12 protein-coding genes, 2 tRNA genes and 3 pseudogenes are annotated in these 14,714 nt (G+C 36.2%); 9 read left to right on the forward strand and 8 right to left on the reverse strand.

Annotation, left to right across the window (positions count from 1 at the left end; translation table 11 throughout):
• Together QW060_RS23310 and QW060_RS23315 are read left to right on the forward strand one after the other, a co-directional pair.
• Nucleotides 1-239 (forward strand): dihydrofolate reductase family protein (locus QW060_RS23310; RefSeq protein ID WP_290365270.1); only part of this gene is annotated, 239 nt, incomplete at its 5' end.
• Nucleotides 240-251: 12 nt separating this feature from the next.
• Nucleotides 252-864 (forward strand): annotated as a pseudogene (locus tag QW060_RS23315) (IMPACT family protein).
• A 175-nt stretch (nucleotides 865-1,039) separates the two neighbouring features.
• On the opposite strand, the gene QW060_RS23320 reads toward QW060_RS23315, so the two are convergent.
• The gene (locus QW060_RS23320) at nucleotides 1,040-1,585 is read right to left on the reverse strand and encodes a hypothetical protein (protein ID WP_290365271.1); all 546 of its coding nucleotides are present in this window, start codon (nucleotides 1,583-1,585) and stop codon (nucleotides 1,040-1,042) included.
• Between the two features lie 72 nt (nucleotides 1,586-1,657).
• On the opposite strand from QW060_RS23320, the pseudogene hemF reads away from it, so the two are divergent.
• The 4 genes and pseudogenes from hemF to QW060_RS23340 form a co-directional block, all read left to right on the forward strand.
• A pseudogene (gene hemF / locus QW060_RS23325) lies at nucleotides 1,658-2,332 on the forward strand (oxygen-dependent coproporphyrinogen oxidase); the annotation flags it as partial.
• Nucleotides 2,333-2,342: 10 nt separating this feature from the next.
• Nucleotides 2,343-3,334: pseudogene (hemB, locus tag QW060_RS23330) on the forward strand (porphobilinogen synthase).
• A gap of 40 nt (nucleotides 3,335-3,374) precedes the next feature.
• Nucleotides 3,375-3,776, forward strand: coding sequence for a c-type cytochrome (locus tag QW060_RS23335; RefSeq protein ID WP_290361835.1), 402 nt, complete (start codon nucleotides 3,375-3,377; stop codon nucleotides 3,774-3,776).
• Between the two features lie 196 nt (nucleotides 3,777-3,972).
• Nucleotides 3,973-4,566, forward strand: coding sequence for a hypothetical protein (locus QW060_RS23340; protein WP_290361834.1), 594 nt, complete (start codon nucleotides 3,973-3,975; stop codon nucleotides 4,564-4,566).
• 54 nt (nucleotides 4,567-4,620) lie between these two features.
• On the opposite strand, the gene QW060_RS23345 is transcribed toward QW060_RS23340, so the two are convergent.
• The 7 genes from QW060_RS23345 to QW060_RS23375 all read right to left on the reverse strand — a co-directional run bounded on the left by QW060_RS23345 (nucleotide 4,621) and on the right by QW060_RS23375 (nucleotide 10,547).
• Entirely contained in the window at nucleotides 4,621-5,268 is a 648-nt protein-coding gene (locus tag QW060_RS23345; RefSeq protein ID WP_290361833.1) for an HD domain-containing protein, read from the reverse strand.
• Nucleotides 5,269-5,312: 44 nt separating this feature from the next.
• The gene (locus QW060_RS23350) at nucleotides 5,313-6,311 is read right to left on the reverse strand and encodes an acyl-ACP desaturase (protein WP_290361832.1); all 999 of its coding nucleotides are present in this window, start codon (nucleotides 6,309-6,311) and stop codon (nucleotides 5,313-5,315) included.
• 30 nt (nucleotides 6,312-6,341) lie between these two features.
• Nucleotides 6,342-7,076 carry a lysophospholipid acyltransferase family protein gene (locus tag QW060_RS23355; RefSeq protein ID WP_290361831.1) on the reverse strand — a complete coding sequence of 245 codons (735 nt, stop codon included), beginning with the start codon at nucleotides 7,074-7,076 and terminating at the stop codon, nucleotides 6,342-6,344.
• A gap of 98 nt (nucleotides 7,077-7,174) precedes the next feature.
• Nucleotides 7,175-7,585, reverse strand: coding sequence for a BrxA/BrxB family bacilliredoxin (locus tag QW060_RS23360; RefSeq protein WP_290361830.1), 411 nt, complete (start codon nucleotides 7,583-7,585; stop codon nucleotides 7,175-7,177).
• A gap of 148 nt (nucleotides 7,586-7,733) precedes the next feature.
• A complete protein-coding gene (locus QW060_RS23365) occupies nucleotides 7,734-10,181 on the reverse strand; it encodes a TonB-dependent siderophore receptor (protein ID WP_290361829.1) in 2,448 nt (815 codons plus the stop codon).
• Nucleotides 10,182-10,368: 187 nt separating this feature from the next.
• Nucleotides 10,369-10,439, reverse strand: a tRNA-Gln gene (locus QW060_RS23370).
• Between the two features lie 37 nt (nucleotides 10,440-10,476).
• A tRNA-Gln gene (locus QW060_RS23375) sits at nucleotides 10,477-10,547 on the reverse strand.
• Nucleotides 10,548-10,722: 175 nt separating this feature from the next.
• On the opposite strand from QW060_RS23375, the gene QW060_RS23380 reads away from it, so the two are divergent.
• From QW060_RS23380 to QW060_RS23390, 3 genes are all read left to right on the forward strand, one after another.
• Nucleotides 10,723-14,043 (forward strand): glycosyltransferase family 117 protein, encoded by a 3,321-nt coding sequence (locus tag QW060_RS23380; RefSeq protein WP_290361828.1) that lies wholly within the window; start codon nucleotides 10,723-10,725, stop codon nucleotides 14,041-14,043.
• A gap of 155 nt (nucleotides 14,044-14,198) precedes the next feature.
• Nucleotides 14,199-14,504 carry a hypothetical protein gene (locus tag QW060_RS23385; RefSeq protein WP_290361827.1) on the forward strand — a complete coding sequence of 102 codons (306 nt, stop codon included), beginning with the start codon at nucleotides 14,199-14,201 and terminating at the stop codon, nucleotides 14,502-14,504.
• A 74-nt stretch (nucleotides 14,505-14,578) separates the two neighbouring features.
• A complete protein-coding gene (locus QW060_RS23390) occupies nucleotides 14,579-14,710 on the forward strand; it encodes a hypothetical protein (RefSeq protein ID WP_290365272.1) in 132 nt (43 codons plus the stop codon).
• Nucleotides 14,711-14,714: the final 4 nt, after the last annotated feature.

Below are 14,714 nucleotides of genomic sequence, written 5' to 3' on the forward strand. Positions count from 1 at the left end.
ATTTTGAAACAGCTGTCATACCGCAGATTATGGACATTTGTTACAAGCGTCAGATTCAATCCATTATCATTGAAGGCGGACTCCAAACATTACAGGCTTTTATTCAAGCTAATATATGGGATGAAGCACGTATTTTTGAAAGCAATATCGTACTTAATAATGGTATAAAAGCTCCTTTGATAAGAACTTATAAAAGCCGGACTGTTGAATCTGTTGCAGAAGACCGTCTGCTCCTCTAAAAAACAACTGATTTGGAAAAAGATACTTATAAAACACTGGTAACCGCCTCAGAAGAAATCCTTTTTAAAGAAAAAAACAGTAAGTTTTATGGTTATGCGTATCCGGTAACAACGGAAGATGAAGTAAAAGAACTGTTGGAAAAATTAAAAAAGAGCATTACACAGCACGCCACTGGTGTTATGCTTTTCAATTAGGAACTCAACAGATATATTTCCGTGCCAATGACGATGGCGAACCTAATAATAGTGCGGGAATGCCTATATACGGACAGATTCAGTCTTTTGATGTCACCAACGTTCTTGTAGTGGTTGTGCGCTACTTTGGCGGAATAAAATTAGGTGTTGGCGGTCTGGTACAGGCTTATAAAACAGCAGCACAAATGGCTCTGGAAGTGGCAGAAATTGAGGAACGAACCATAGATGTACACTTTATCGTTTCATTTGATTATAAAAATATGAATAAGGTAATGCGCATTATAAAGGAAAAAAACATACAGCTCATACGCCAAAAATGGAGCTGAGCTGTGAGTTTGAATTAGCTGTCCGTCTACAGGAAGCAGCAGCTGTACATGATGCTTTTGATCAGGTATATGAAGTGGAAATCCGTTATAAAGACGAAAAATGATCAGTTTTCATATTCCATCGATTTTCTAAAATTTCTGGCATGCTCCTGTAAAAACTGGATATAGGTAATCGACTTTTGTACCATATGAATATCAAATCCCTCCTGTTCAACTATTGTATAGATGAATAAATTAAAATCTTCAGGTTTGATTTTGAGCTCTTCCTGTAAATATTCTTCAGGAAAAATCTGTTTTAAATTTCTTTACATTAGTTTCGTTAGTCTCTAATTTCAACCAGTTTTTCAGCATTTTGTGACGTCCGGAAAGGCGGTTTAGCAATCCATCCAGCATTACACCTGTAACTCCTTCTCCGGGAGAAAACTGATTGCTTGCATATAATGATTTCTCAGCTGGTGTCATATCCATTTTACCAAACCCTAAAGAAGCATTCAAAGTATCTGTTTTATCAATATAAAGTTCTTTAAGCACCGTCATATTACTTGATAAAAAAATATCGAGTCGGTTGCGTTTTAATATCGGATCAGAAATAGTGATCTTCTGCTCGATAAACTCTATATGAGAAAAAGACAGTACATCATTTAATTTTGCTTTTATCTGATAACTTCCTTTTCTTCCCGTATACACTTCTTCACCTGAAGTAACATTGACCACGCGCACCGGATCAGTTATTTCATGCTGTGTACTCACTGTCCCCTTTAACAACTTCCGATCCTGACCAAAACAAACCGAAGTAACGAATAGTAAAAATAAAATTGCTCTCATACGTTTTCTTGTAAAAATACATTTTCTTACGCGAATCAAAACACGTATTAACATTTAGTTAAACATAGGGATGTAACCGATGCAAACTTTTATGCCTGTGGGTTGAGTATGGTATTACATCCCAAAAATCCGATGGTACCTACCACTCATGCCAACTGGCGTTATTTTGAAATGTATGATAAAGAAGGCAATAAAGTTCGCTCATGGTTTGGAGGCGGTCAGGATCTTACTCCTTACTATCTTTTTGAAGAAGATGCCCGTCATTTTCATAAGGTAAGCAAAACAGCCTGTGACAAACATGATCCTGAGTTTTACGAAAAATACAAGAAACAGTGTGATGCGTATTTCTGGAATTCTCATAGAAATGAAGCCCGTGGTATCGGAGGTCTTTTTTTTGATCATCTTGAAGAAACGCCAGAAAGATCTTCGCAACAATGGTATGATTTTGTTACCGAAATCGGAAACAGTTTTATAGAAGCCTATGTACCTATTGTAGAAAAAAGAAAAGAGCTGCCCTATACGGAAGCACAGAGAACATGGCAGGAAATACGAAGAGGCCGATATGTAGAATTCAATCTTGTACACGATAAAGGAACCCTTTTCGGATTGAAAACCAACGGACGCATTGAATCAATCCTCATGAGTTTACCTTCTCATGTTCAATGGGTATATGACCATCATCCGGAAAAAGGATCAGAAGAGGAAAAATTACTGAATGTATTACAACAACCGCGAGAGTGGGTATAAAAATAAAAATATGTTTCCATTACACAGAGGCAGAAGACTGCGCGTAAATGAATCGATGAGAAGCCTTGTCAGAGAGACAACTTTAAGTCCGGCTGATTTTATGTTTCCGATGTTTATCTCAGAGGGAGAAAACACGGAAACAGAAATTCCTTCTATGCCGGGTATTTTCAGAAGATCAGTTGATCTGACTGTTAAAGAGGTACAGGAGCTGTATGCTTTGGGTATAAGAGCCATTAATATTTATGTAAAGGTCTCTGAAAATTTAAAAGATAACACCGAAAAGAGGCATGGAATCCGAACGGATTGATGCAGAATGCCATTAGAGCTATAAAAGAAGCATGTCCGGAAATGATTGTAATGCCAGATGTCGCTTTAGATCCCTATTCGATCTACGGACATGACGGTATTATTAAAAACGGGGAAGTTGCCAATGATATTACTGTTGACGCTTTGGTGAAAATGGCTGTTTCTCATGCACACGCAGGTGCAGATTTCGTAGCACCATCAGATATGATGGATGGCAGAGTGCTTTACCTTCGTCAAGGTTTGGATGCGGCAGGTTTTCAACATGTAGGTATTATGAGTTATTCTGCCAAGTATGCTTCTGCCTTCTACGGTCCGTTCCGAGATGCTTTGGATAGCGCTCCGGTGGATATTACTGACATACCAACAGATAAAAAAACATACCAGATGGATTATGCCAACCGGCTCGAAGCCATAAAAGAAGCCTTATCTGATATTGAGGAAGGAGCTGATATGGTTATGGTAAAACCCGGAATTGCTTATCTGGATATTGTACGGGAAATAAAAGACCGGGTTACGGTACCTGTTACCGTTTTTCACGTCTCAGGAGAGTATGCCATGATAAAAGCCGCAGCTGAAAAAGGCTGGCTCGATCATGATAAAATTATGATGGAACAGCTTATGTGCATCAAACGTGCAGGTGCTAATCTTATCTCTACTTATTTCGCTAAAGAAGCCGCTATTTTACTGAACAAGTAAGTATATATTAGTATCTTTACAGAACAACAAAAACAAGACAATGAAATTTTTTATGTTCAGCATGTTGGCTCTTTCATTTTTGGGAGTTTCATGTAATAAAGAGGAAAAAAAATCCAAGGAATTATATCCTGAAGAAGTAGTTGACCCGAATGATCCAAAAGTGATTATTGAACAAGGAAAGGAACTCTTTAACAGTAATAAAGCGGCATGTTATACCTGTCACCTTCCTGATAAAAAAGTAATCGGCCCAAGTATTCAGGAAATAGCAAAAATTTATCAGGAGAAAAACGGCGATATGTTTGCTTTTTTACGACAAAAAGCAGAACCGATTGTAGACCCCGCTCAATATGATGTAATGAAAGCTAATTTCGCCATTATCAAAACCTTTAGTGATGAAGAAGTTAAATCTTTAGAGCTTTACATAAAAAGCCACCTAAAATAAATTTAAATAAAGACAGTTGTTGAATTCCAGCTGTTTTTTTATTGTATAGTAATATGTAGCAATACAATTTCCCAACTTGGTATTAATAACAAAAAACATTTTAATATTCAAATTCAAAAAGTTAATATTTTGTTAATTTAAAATATTGTATTGTTTTTTACTTAGTTTTGAGATATTAACTACAAAATTATACAGTATGAAAAAATTATTTATTTTATTAGTAATTTCTTTAGCAGCATTCGCAGGGTGCTCACAAGAAGACAGAGAAGCCGAAACAAAAAATAATTTAAGCAAAGAGGATGTAGGATATAAACTAAATTTAAACGATTTTACTCCTTTTAAAACAGATACAATTGTTTTATTTAAGGCTTACACCGCTAAAGAATTGAATAGTCACATTAAAAACACACTGAACAGTTTTAATGATGAATTAGAAGAAATCAGAAAAAAGTACCCAAATGCTGATTTGGTAGTGTATAAGTTAAATTTCAAGCAAAATCAGGCTTTTGTCACTGATTTGCATTTTCTTGATACAAAGGCAAAAAAAGTAATCGATATATTTGACAATAAAATCAATAGTACCTTCCCTTCATTGATAGGCATTGCAGATCTATTATTAGGAAAATGTCCTGAAGGCTGGACCAGTGGTGGTTCGTTTTCATCTAAAGAAGGGATTGCCACCGCAACAGAAAAAATACTTAGCCCAAGCTTAAAAGGAAGCGGAGATTGTGTTCAGATTCAATATGCACGTGGTTTAGTATCCGTTCAGGTATGCCACAGAAAGTGTTAGAACACATCTATATTCTTAAAAGATAAAAAAACGAGTTTAATACTCGTTTTTTATTTATAGATAACCCTTCCATTCATCAAAAAATTCATTCAGAAACCCTTCCATATAATTATGCCGCTGTTGTGCCATCTGTATTCCGGTCTCAGTATTCATTCGGTCTTTTAGCAAGAGTAATTTTTCATAAAAATGATTGATAGTAGTACCATTGCTGTTTTTATATTCCTCTTTGGTCATATTCATTTTAGGCTGTTGTGCCGGATCATAAATTATCCGGTTTTTATAACCGCCATAGTTAAAAGCACGGGCAATACCAATAGCACCAATAGCATCTAACCGATCAGCATCCTGTACAACATCCAGTTCTTTGGAATGAAAGTTTTTCTCAAAATTACCTCCCTTGAATGAGATATTTTCAATGATTTTTTTTACATGCTCAATGATTTCAGGATCAACAGCCAATGATTCTAAAAAGCCAGCTGCTTTTTCAGGTCCCACGCTCTCGTCTCCGTTATGAAACTTACTGTCTGCAATATCATGCAGCAGTACTGCTAATTTTACAACAGTAAGGTCACATGCTTCCTTCTTAGCAATAGTTACTGCTGTATTATACACACGTTCGATATGGAACCAATCATGTCCCGACTCGTTATGTTGCAATTCTTTTTGCACAAAAATGATTGTTTTTTCTATAATGTTTTGCATCTCTGTAAATTAAAAAAAGCTGTTATCACAGCTTTCTATTTATATTATTTCACCATAGCAGGGTTTACCCATTTAAACACGTGTGACTCTGCAGATATTTTCATTCTTTCTGCCAGACGAGCCATACGATCCGGAAGTCTCATAAGATAATCTCTCGCTTTCTCAGCTTCATCTGTCAGATTGGTTATTTTATCGATTTCCCAACGGCTGATCAATTTTTGTAATATTTCCACATAATCCATAGAAGTATAAACTCCAATACGCTGTGCAGATTCCGAGAAGTGATGGAAAGCATCGCCGATGGCTCCGCCTGATTCTCGAATAAGGTTGGCTGGCATGGTGATTTTTTTCTTCATCATATAATTAAAAGCAAGCATCATCTCAGAAGGATCTACTTTAAAAATCCGATCTACAAATTCAGAATATGCATGGTGATGACGCATTTCATCTCCAGCAATCAAACGACAGATTTTTGATAATTTATGATCTCCGTTTTTCTTAGCTAACTGCGCTACTCTGTTATGAGAAACATACGTTGCCAATTCCTGAAAACTGGTAAAAACAAAGTTTTTATACGGATCGCTGTCGGTTCCCGGATCAAATCCGTCATTGAGCAAATGGTGTGTGGTAATTTCTACCTCTCTCATGTTCACTCTTCCGGATAAGTACAGATATCTGTTTAACAAGTCTCCGTGACGGTTTTCTTCTCCTGTCCAGTGACGTATCCATTTTGCCCATCCGTTACCACCTTCTCCTTCTTTTTGTTTTACACCATCAACATCCATCAGCCAGGATTCATAAGTTGGCAATGCTTCTTCAGTGATTGTATCACCTACTAAAACAATCCAAAAATCATATGGTAATTCTTTAGCGTATTCTCTTAATTCTCTAACTTCTTCAAAAAAATTATCTGATTCTGAATTGGGTAACAAATCAGATGGTTGCCAAATTTTCTCCACTGGAATCAGATAGTTATCTACGAAACTATCTATATTTTTTTCCAGAAACTGCATTACTTCTAATCGAACATTTTTTGTTGACATATTTTTTTCTTTTACCGTCTTATCCGGTTATTAATATTTTATTTGCGAGGTGATTTTTTCCTGTGTGATCTCAAACAGGGTATTAAAATCATAGTCATTCACTTTCATCGGTTCATGTATTTTCATACTGACTCTTGCCCCCAACCCTAAAGGAAACATTCCATAACGGAATATTTTCCATGAATTATTTATGGTAACCGGCACTACATAAGCATCCGGTGCATACTTGCATAATATTTTCATTCCGTTTTCAGAAAAGCTTTTAGGTGCACCCGTTTTTGAACGCGTTCCTTCCGGGAAAATAACAGCTGATCTGTTGTATTTCTGGATGTATTCTGCCAATCCTTTGATAGTAGGTAATGCCTGTTTTGAATCTTTCCGGTCAATAAGCACAGAACCACCTCTTTTAAGATTGAATGACACACTCGGAATCCCTTTCCCCAATTCTTTCTTACTTACAAATTTAGGATGTGCTTTTCGCAGATACCATATCATTAAAACAATATCATAAAGACTCTGATGATTGGATACAAAAATTACCGGCACTTTTTCAGGCACCAACGCTACACCTTCTACTGAAAATGTAGTTCCTAATATATGTCCGCATCTCAATAAACAGCCATTAAGAATGTCTACGCTTTTTTTATGTGCCTGATAACCAAAAATATTTAAACAAATCCATTGAATCGGATGAAAGATCAACAAGGCTAACGCAAAAAAGAAATAAAAAACAATACTAATTGGATAAGAGATAATTTTTTGCACTTTTATGAAATTAAAGGTCAAATATACAATAAAAACAAAAACCACCGATATAATCGGCGGTTCGTTTGTTTAAAAAAGGGATAAGTTTAACAGTGTTCTTAACAGTGTTCGTTATACGCTTCTTTTAAGTTTTCTGAAATAGTCTCCGCCGGGTGACCTTCAATATGATGTCTTTCTAACATATGTACCAATTCTCCGTTTTTAAACAACGCCATACTTGGTGATGATGGGGGAAAAGGAAACATTTTTTCACGTGCTGCATCTACTGCATCTTTATCCACTCCTGCGAAAACAGTTACAATCTGATCCGGTGTTTTACCGTTGTCCAAACTCATTCGTGCTCCCGGACGTGCATTTCTTGCTGCACAACCACACACTGAATTTACCACTACCAAGGTTGTTCCTTCTTTTGCTAAAGCATCTTCCACTTCTTTAGCTGTATATAATTCTTGAAAACCGACAGCAACAAGCTCTTCACGCATCGGTTTTACAATTTCTTCTGGGTACATAATTATCTGATTTACGTTATGACACAAAATTATAAAACTATTTTGTTTTAAGCTATGTATTTAATAATCTATTAACGGTGTTTTTATAATTAAAAAAAATGGCTTATATAAAAACAAGCCATTTTTCTAATCAACTAACCCACTCAAATTAAAAATTATAGGAAACCGATAAAGCTATATTCCGTGGATCTATCTGATTGATAAAACCTCCTCTGAAATATGAATTTAACCCTATCTGATCTGTTATATTATTGAAATAAAATCGTGCATCGAATCCTTTGTATTTATAGCCCAGCTGTGCATTTAACGTATAGTAAGAAGGCATGTCAAATGGTTCTGTACCTCCCATATTTCCATGTCCGTCCGGAGCCAGACTGTATTCATTAACCGGGCGTTCACCAACGTAATATAAACCTGTACTGATGCTTAAACCATTTAGCACCCCGTTATTAAACAAATACTGAATCCAGCCGTTAGCTGTGTTTTTTGGGGCATTCATGGGTGCAGAACCGTTTACATACGAAGGGCTGTTTTGATATTGCGCATCCAGATAAGCATATCCAAGCATTACCGTAAGATTATCTAAGATACGTCCGTTTAGCTCTACTTCTACTCCGGTTCGTTTCAGATCTCCTGCTTTAAATACATAGCCCGTCGGATTTGAAGTACCCGGTTCATATTCGGTGTTTGACAAGTTGCTGGTGAGAATATGAAAATAGGTAAAATTAAAGAGTAAGCGATCGTTTAGCCATGAAGATTTTATTCCTGTTTCAAACTGGTTGGTCACTGCTGCTCCCACTTCTTCTCCTGTGTTCAGCTTATCTGCAGCGCTTCTTAAACTGGTGGAATTGGTAAAAGATCCAAAAACATTAACTTGTTCTATAGGGCTCAGCATCACACCTACCATCGGATTCCATGCAGAGCGTTGCGTACCGTTGGTAGACACAGCATCTTTTGTAATTATTTGTGAATACCGAAGACCAAAAACTCCTTTCACATATTTATTAAATTCTACTACATCCTGAGCTAGAACACCAAACGTACCATACTGAGCTCTTACAGGATCATTTGCCTTAAACGTAATTTTTGCCGGCATCTGTTCCCCTTCCTCTCCAGTGATTACTACATCATTGATCGCATTTGGAAAATTTTCATAGATGTTTATTTCATCAATATAATTGCGTTGTAAACCGTTTACATCAGTTGTAAAGCTGGTGGTAGTTGCATCGGCTGTGCGATAATCGAATCCTAATTGTGCCGTATGTTTTACAGAACCTGTATAAAGTTCCTGTCCGATCAGATCAAACTGAAACGTACTGTTTTTATCTTCTCTGAGACTGCGGCTCATCACTCGCTGGCGAATGTGATACTCTTGTGAGCCTCTTATTGCGTTTGCGGTTGTTTGTGTATTATCTACGCTGTAGGATGATTGTGCATAAGCAGCTCTTATCCGGAACTGATCGTCCAGTTTATGATCAATTCTAACCATCATACTGCTCATTTTTGTGTTGTTATTATCACTTTTGAATCCTAAAAATTTATCATCAGGCAAGACATACAATGCATTAGTTCCCTGATTAGCCGCCAGATTTACAGCAGAAGTATGCGGTGTCCGGTTATCATTAAAATAATCTCCTTCAAGAACAACTGTTGTTTTCTCTGTAGGCTTCCAGGCCAGGGAAGGATTCAGATAAACGCGGTTAGATTTTAAATACGCCCTGTAACTATCTGCGCTTTCGTACGCTCCGTTTAAACGAAATGCTACTGTTTCACTCTCATTTAATACCGTCTGGTAGTCAAATACCGGACGTATCTGATTCCAGCTTCCCACGCGCAACCCCACATTGGCAGCATTAACAAAATTCGGCGTTTTTGTTACCACATTAATTACACCTCCTGCATTTCCCAAATCGGTAATAACCCCTTGAGTAATAGCAGCAGAGCCTTTGATCATCTGTATCGATTCTACTCCCTGCATATCAATAACTCCTGAGGCAGTCTGAAACTGAGAATCCATACGCACACCATTCTTTAATACTGGTATTCCCCGAAATCCGCGTGCAGACATACTTTCTTTCACACCACCGTAACTCCCAAATAAGGTAACACCTGGAATATTCCGTACTGCATCTGTAATCGTTAAGGCTCCCTGAGCTTCGATTACTTTATTAGAAATAACAGAGATACTCTGTATCTGATCTTTAGGTTTTAAAGGCATTCGGGTAATCGTCTCCAATCCTTTAGGCTGCTTGTTGCGTTCACCAAAAACTTCTATCTCTTCTAAAACATCAGATTCCTGAATAAGTTTTATGCTTATATGTTGATTTCCCTGTTTTATCTCTACTTTTTTATTGACAGCATAATATCCAATCAACTCTATTCGCAAGGTATAATTCCCTGATTGCAGATTTTTGAAATAGAGTTCTCCCGATTCATCACCTGCTACTTGGTAATTAATTTCCTGAATTATACCTGTTGCATAAGCCAAAGGAGTATTTGTTTCATCTGTTATTTTCACTCTTAATGAAGCTGTCTGAGCAACAGCTACACTCCCCGTAAAGAGCAATAATAATAAAATGGAAAAATGTTTCATCATTAATTTTTATTTAGATTAATTATAAACAAAGGTAATAAGCAAAATGAAACTTCCCAAAAAACAAATTGGTTTTTTAAATAAAATTTTAAAATTAGATTCGCAAATAATTGAAAACACAGAAGAGAATGAGAAAAAAAAATCAAAGGCATAAAAAAAAGCCGGTTAAAAACCGGCTCTTATTTTATTGTTGGTCTACAAGGACTCGAACCTTGAACGACTGAACCAAAATCAGCTGTGTTACCATTACACCATAGACCAATTAGTTCTTTAAATTGAGACTAAACGAGTATCTTTGTTGGCCTACAAGGACTCGAACCTTGAACGACTGAACCAAAATCAGCTGTGTTACCATTACACCATAGGCCAGTAAATTGCTCTTAAAACTCAGAGTAATTCTTTATTGCGGTTGCAAAGGTAATACAAAAATCAAATGTTGCAAGTATTCCACAAAAAAAATTAAAAAAAACTAAATAATGGAAAGGATTAAAAAAAAACGTTTTTCTTTGTATCACAAATCAAAAAAATCTAATCGCACTGTATTATGTTGACTATCAATTTTAAAAAGTGGAATATCATACTAGGATGGGTTGCATTCTTAATTGCTTTAATTACATACATCTCAACAATTGAACCTACTCTGAGCTTTTGGGATGCCGGCGAATACATTGCTACCTCTACAAAATTGCAGGTTGGTCACCCACCAGGTGCTCCGCTGTATCAGATGTTGGGAGCTTTCTTTTCCATGTTTGCAGCCAGTAATGAACACATTGCTTTGATGGTAAACATGATGGCATCAGTATCAAGTGCTTTTACGATTTTATTTATGTACTGGTGTACTACGAATCTTTTAGGAAAAGTGGTAAGCAGCTTTTCTCCGTGGAATAATAACAATGCAATAGCTGTTTTAGGAAGTGCTTTTGTAGGCGCTTTATCCTTTGCTTTTTCTGATAGTTTTTGGTTTAGTGCCGTTGAGGCAGAAGTATATGCTACAGCGATGCTTTTGATTTCGGTTTTGCTTTGGCTTGGTATCCGCTGGATTGATGATATCGATAAACCCCGCGGAAACAAATGGCTTTTGGTTATCGCATTAGTAATCGGACTTTCATTTGGGGTTCACTTTATGGCTTTATTAACCATACCTTCTATCGGTTTCTTATACTATTTCAAGAAGTACCCAACCGTTACTATTAAAAATTTCATTATTGCAAACATTGTTATTGTTGCCATTCTTTTGTTTGTATTTTTATTTTTACTCCCATATACATTGGCATTCTTTGCAAAACTGGAGATCTTTACAGTAAATTCGATCGGATTGCCTTTTAATTCCGGTACTATTATCGCTTTTGTTTTGATTATTGCATTCTTTGTTTTCTCTCTGAAATATACAAAGCAGAAGGGCAAACAAGCCGCAAATACGATTATACTTTCAATACTTTTCATATTTATCGGTTTCTCAAGCTGGTTAATGTTGCCTATACGGGCAAATACACAAATACCGATCAATGAAAACAAACCATCGGATGCTGCTGAAGTTTTAGCATATTACAACAGAGAACAGTATGGGTCCCGATCATTATTTTACGACACTTACTATACAACTAAATATCGGGTAGAACTTGACAAGGAAAAACCGTATACAGATGGCAAACCCAATTATGAAAGAAATTATCAGACAGGAAAATACGAGATTGTCAACAATTATAAAAACTCAGAAAACAATATTTCGAGAGAATTAAAAGGCTTTTTACCTCGAATGTGGAGTACTGACGGGTCAAATGCTCTGAACTATATGAGGTACACCAAACCTCTTGATTTTAAACTGAAACCGGAGTATCAAAGCGATCCGGAATTGGTCAATTTTGAGAGACAACTCAGAGCCGGTATGGCATCTGGCGAAATACCTCTGGAAGAATACGAAGGCCGTATATTACAAAGTGGTGATTTTACGGAGTATTTTGATGTTCAGAATCCTTCGTTTAGCGACAATATGAAATTCATGTTTGAGTATCAGTTTGGTTATATGTACTGGCGTTATCTCATGTGGAATTTTTCAGGAAGACAAAATGATGTACAGGGCACCAATGACCGTATTAACGGAAACTGGGTTACAGGCATCAATTTTATTGACGAGTTCCGTTTGGGATCACAGAAAAATCTGCCTTCTGATGTGTTGAATAATAAAGGAAGAAATCATTATTATATGATTCCGTTTATCATAGGATTAATCGGTTTTATCTTCCACTTCAGAAAAGATCCGAAATCATTTTATGTATTACTGGTGTTGTTTTTATTTACCAGTATTGCATTAAAAATCTTCTTAAATGAGCGTCCGTTTGAGCCGCGTGAAAGAGATTATGCCGTAGTAGGTTCTTTTATGGTTTTTGCTATGTGGGTTGGTTTCGGTGTATATGCTATTTATAACACGCTTAAAGAATATATATCACCAAAAGTAACCGCTCCCTTAGTAATTGTAGTGACTCTTTTGGCTGCACCCGTTATTATGGCAAAAGAAAACTGGGATGATCACGACCGTTCAGAAAAGTATACTGCGCTCTCAACAGCAAAAGCATATTTAGATTCATTAGATAAAAATGCCATTATTTTTACTATTGGGGATAATGATACGTTTCCGCTTTGGTATTTACAGGAAGTAGAAGGATACCGAACAGATGTCCGTGTGGTGTGTACGGCATTGCTCCAGGCAGAATGGTATATTGATCAGATGAAAATTAAAGCGTATGAATCCGATCCTTTAAAAATCCGATTTAATCACCGTCAGTATTCCGGAAATAACTTATACTATGCCGGGGTATCTCCAACAATGGATGACCGTATTGAGTTAAATTCTATGATGGATTATATTGCTTCTGATGATCCGAGAACAAAAGTAGAAATGAGTAACGGTAACAGTATTGTTCGTATTCCTACTAATAAAGTAAGAATTCCGGTAGACAAAGAAGCGGTTATCAAAAACAATCTTCTGAGTCCTAAGTATGCGGACCAGATAGTGCCCTATGTTGATTTCGACATTAAAAGCAGTGTACTTTACCGCCAGAGAATCATCATGCTGGATATTATTGCCAATAATAACTGGGAACGCCCGATTTATTTTACAAGTGGTTCATTGAGTGATGAAGATTTCCTTTGGATGAAAGATTATTTACAATTATCGGGTATTGCTTATCAACTGGTTCCGATGAAAACAGATCAGAGCAAACGCAACCACCCTTTATATTTAGGAAGTATTGATACAGACAAGCTGTATAATACAATTATGGAAAAGGAATATGAAAACGGAAAACGCCGTGGATGGACCTGGGGTAATAATGGAAGTAGCAAAATTTACCATGATCCTGAAACCAGAAGAAATGCTTTCCTTTTCAGAATTAATCTTACCCGTCTGGCAGAACAGCTGATAGAAGAAGGTAAAAACAAAAAAGCGAAAAATATCGTTGATACTGCAATGAAAAATTTCCCGATCGATTATTTTGGAAATTATATGACTGTAGAGCCATTTGCCGAATTATATTACCGTCTTGGTGAGAAACAGAAAGCAAAAGAAATTGTAGATGCTTTAGCCAAGAAATATGAGGAAGATCTTATATTCTATAAATCTATGAATCCTAAAGACCAACAGGAGTATATTTATGAGATCGTAGAAGCTTATCAAAGCTATGAACGTATCATAGGTTACGCTGAAGGTTCTGATGTGCAGACTGCAGAAAAGCACAAAGCGAAATTAAAACCTTACAGAGAATACTTTAAGCGTTTTTTACAGGCTGCAAATATTTATGATCCTGCACCAAAACAACCTACTGGCAACAAGGATACTTTAGAATTTGACACTATTGACAAATTATAAAAAAAAGAGGCTTAATAAGCCTCTTTTTTTTATAAAACTGCAAAACAACTCTAACCGACAACAAAAAACTCTGTATAACAACAAAAAATAAGGATAAATTTCATTTTTAATGTTTTTTAATACTTCTTTAGTCTTTTTTATTTTAAGTTTGTAGCATGATTCAGAGAATAAACATATTATTACTGATAATCTTTATCAACTTTCTGGCCTATCCTACAGTGGCTTACTGTGCGGATATGGACATTTGTTACTCTGGAATGAACCTCAATGAAGAGGAAGAAAATCATATAAAAAAGAACAATACCGTATCTGAGGAAGAAGTACATTATCTTAATGCTTACCATTTTTATAATGTTACTAACTATGATTACGGTTCAGGAAAATTTGATAAAAATCTTAATTTGTCAATGAAAGATCCTATTGTTCAAAAAATTCCCCTCCCCCCTCCTGAACAGGTTTAAGTTTTACTACTGTATTTTCCGTCCCATTCTTATTGGGATAGGGATAATTTGTCTTAAACTTAAACTTTTTTATCATGAATTTTAATAATATAAAAACAGAATTGTCGCAGAATTTTGCTTCTGGACTGGTTGTTTTTTTAGTAGCACTCCCTTTGTGTCTGGGTATTGCTTTAGCTTCAGGAGCCCTCCTTTATCAGGGATTATAGCAGT

It is taken from the genome of Paenimyroides ceti, from assembly GCF_030409925.1.

What these genes read in the sequence shown, in the direction of transcription:
- QW060_RS23320 (WP_290365271.1), bottom strand. Translation starts at nt 1,585, where the DNA reads ATGAGAGCAATTTTATTTTTACTATTCGTTACTTCGGTTTGTTTTGGT.
- QW060_RS23335 (WP_290361835.1), top strand. Translation starts at nt 3,375, where the DNA reads ATGAAATTTTTTATGTTCAGCATGTTGGCTCTTTCATTTTTGGGAGTT.
- QW060_RS23340 (WP_290361834.1), top strand. Translation starts at nt 3,973, where the DNA reads ATGAAAAAATTATTTATTTTATTAGTAATTTCTTTAGCAGCATTCGCA.
- QW060_RS23345 (WP_290361833.1), bottom strand. Translation starts at nt 5,268, where the DNA reads ATGCAAAACATTATAGAAAAAACAATCATTTTTGTGCAAAAAGAATTG.
- QW060_RS23350 (WP_290361832.1), bottom strand. Translation starts at nt 6,311, where the DNA reads ATGTCAACAAAAAATGTTCGATTAGAAGTAATGCAGTTTCTGGAAAAA.
- QW060_RS23360 (WP_290361830.1), bottom strand. Translation starts at nt 7,585, where the DNA reads ATGTACCCAGAAGAAATTGTAAAACCGATGCGTGAAGAGCTTGTTGCT.
- QW060_RS23365 (WP_290361829.1), bottom strand. Translation starts at nt 10,181, where the DNA reads ATGATGAAACATTTTTCCATTTTATTATTATTGCTCTTTACGGGGAGT.
- QW060_RS23380 (WP_290361828.1), top strand. Translation starts at nt 10,723, where the DNA reads ATGTTGACTATCAATTTTAAAAAGTGGAATATCATACTAGGATGGGTT.
- QW060_RS23385 (WP_290361827.1), top strand. Translation starts at nt 14,199, where the DNA reads ATGATTCAGAGAATAAACATATTATTACTGATAATCTTTATCAACTTT.
- QW060_RS23390 (WP_290365272.1), top strand. Translation starts at nt 14,579, where the DNA reads ATGAATTTTAATAATATAAAAACAGAATTGTCGCAGAATTTTGCTTCT.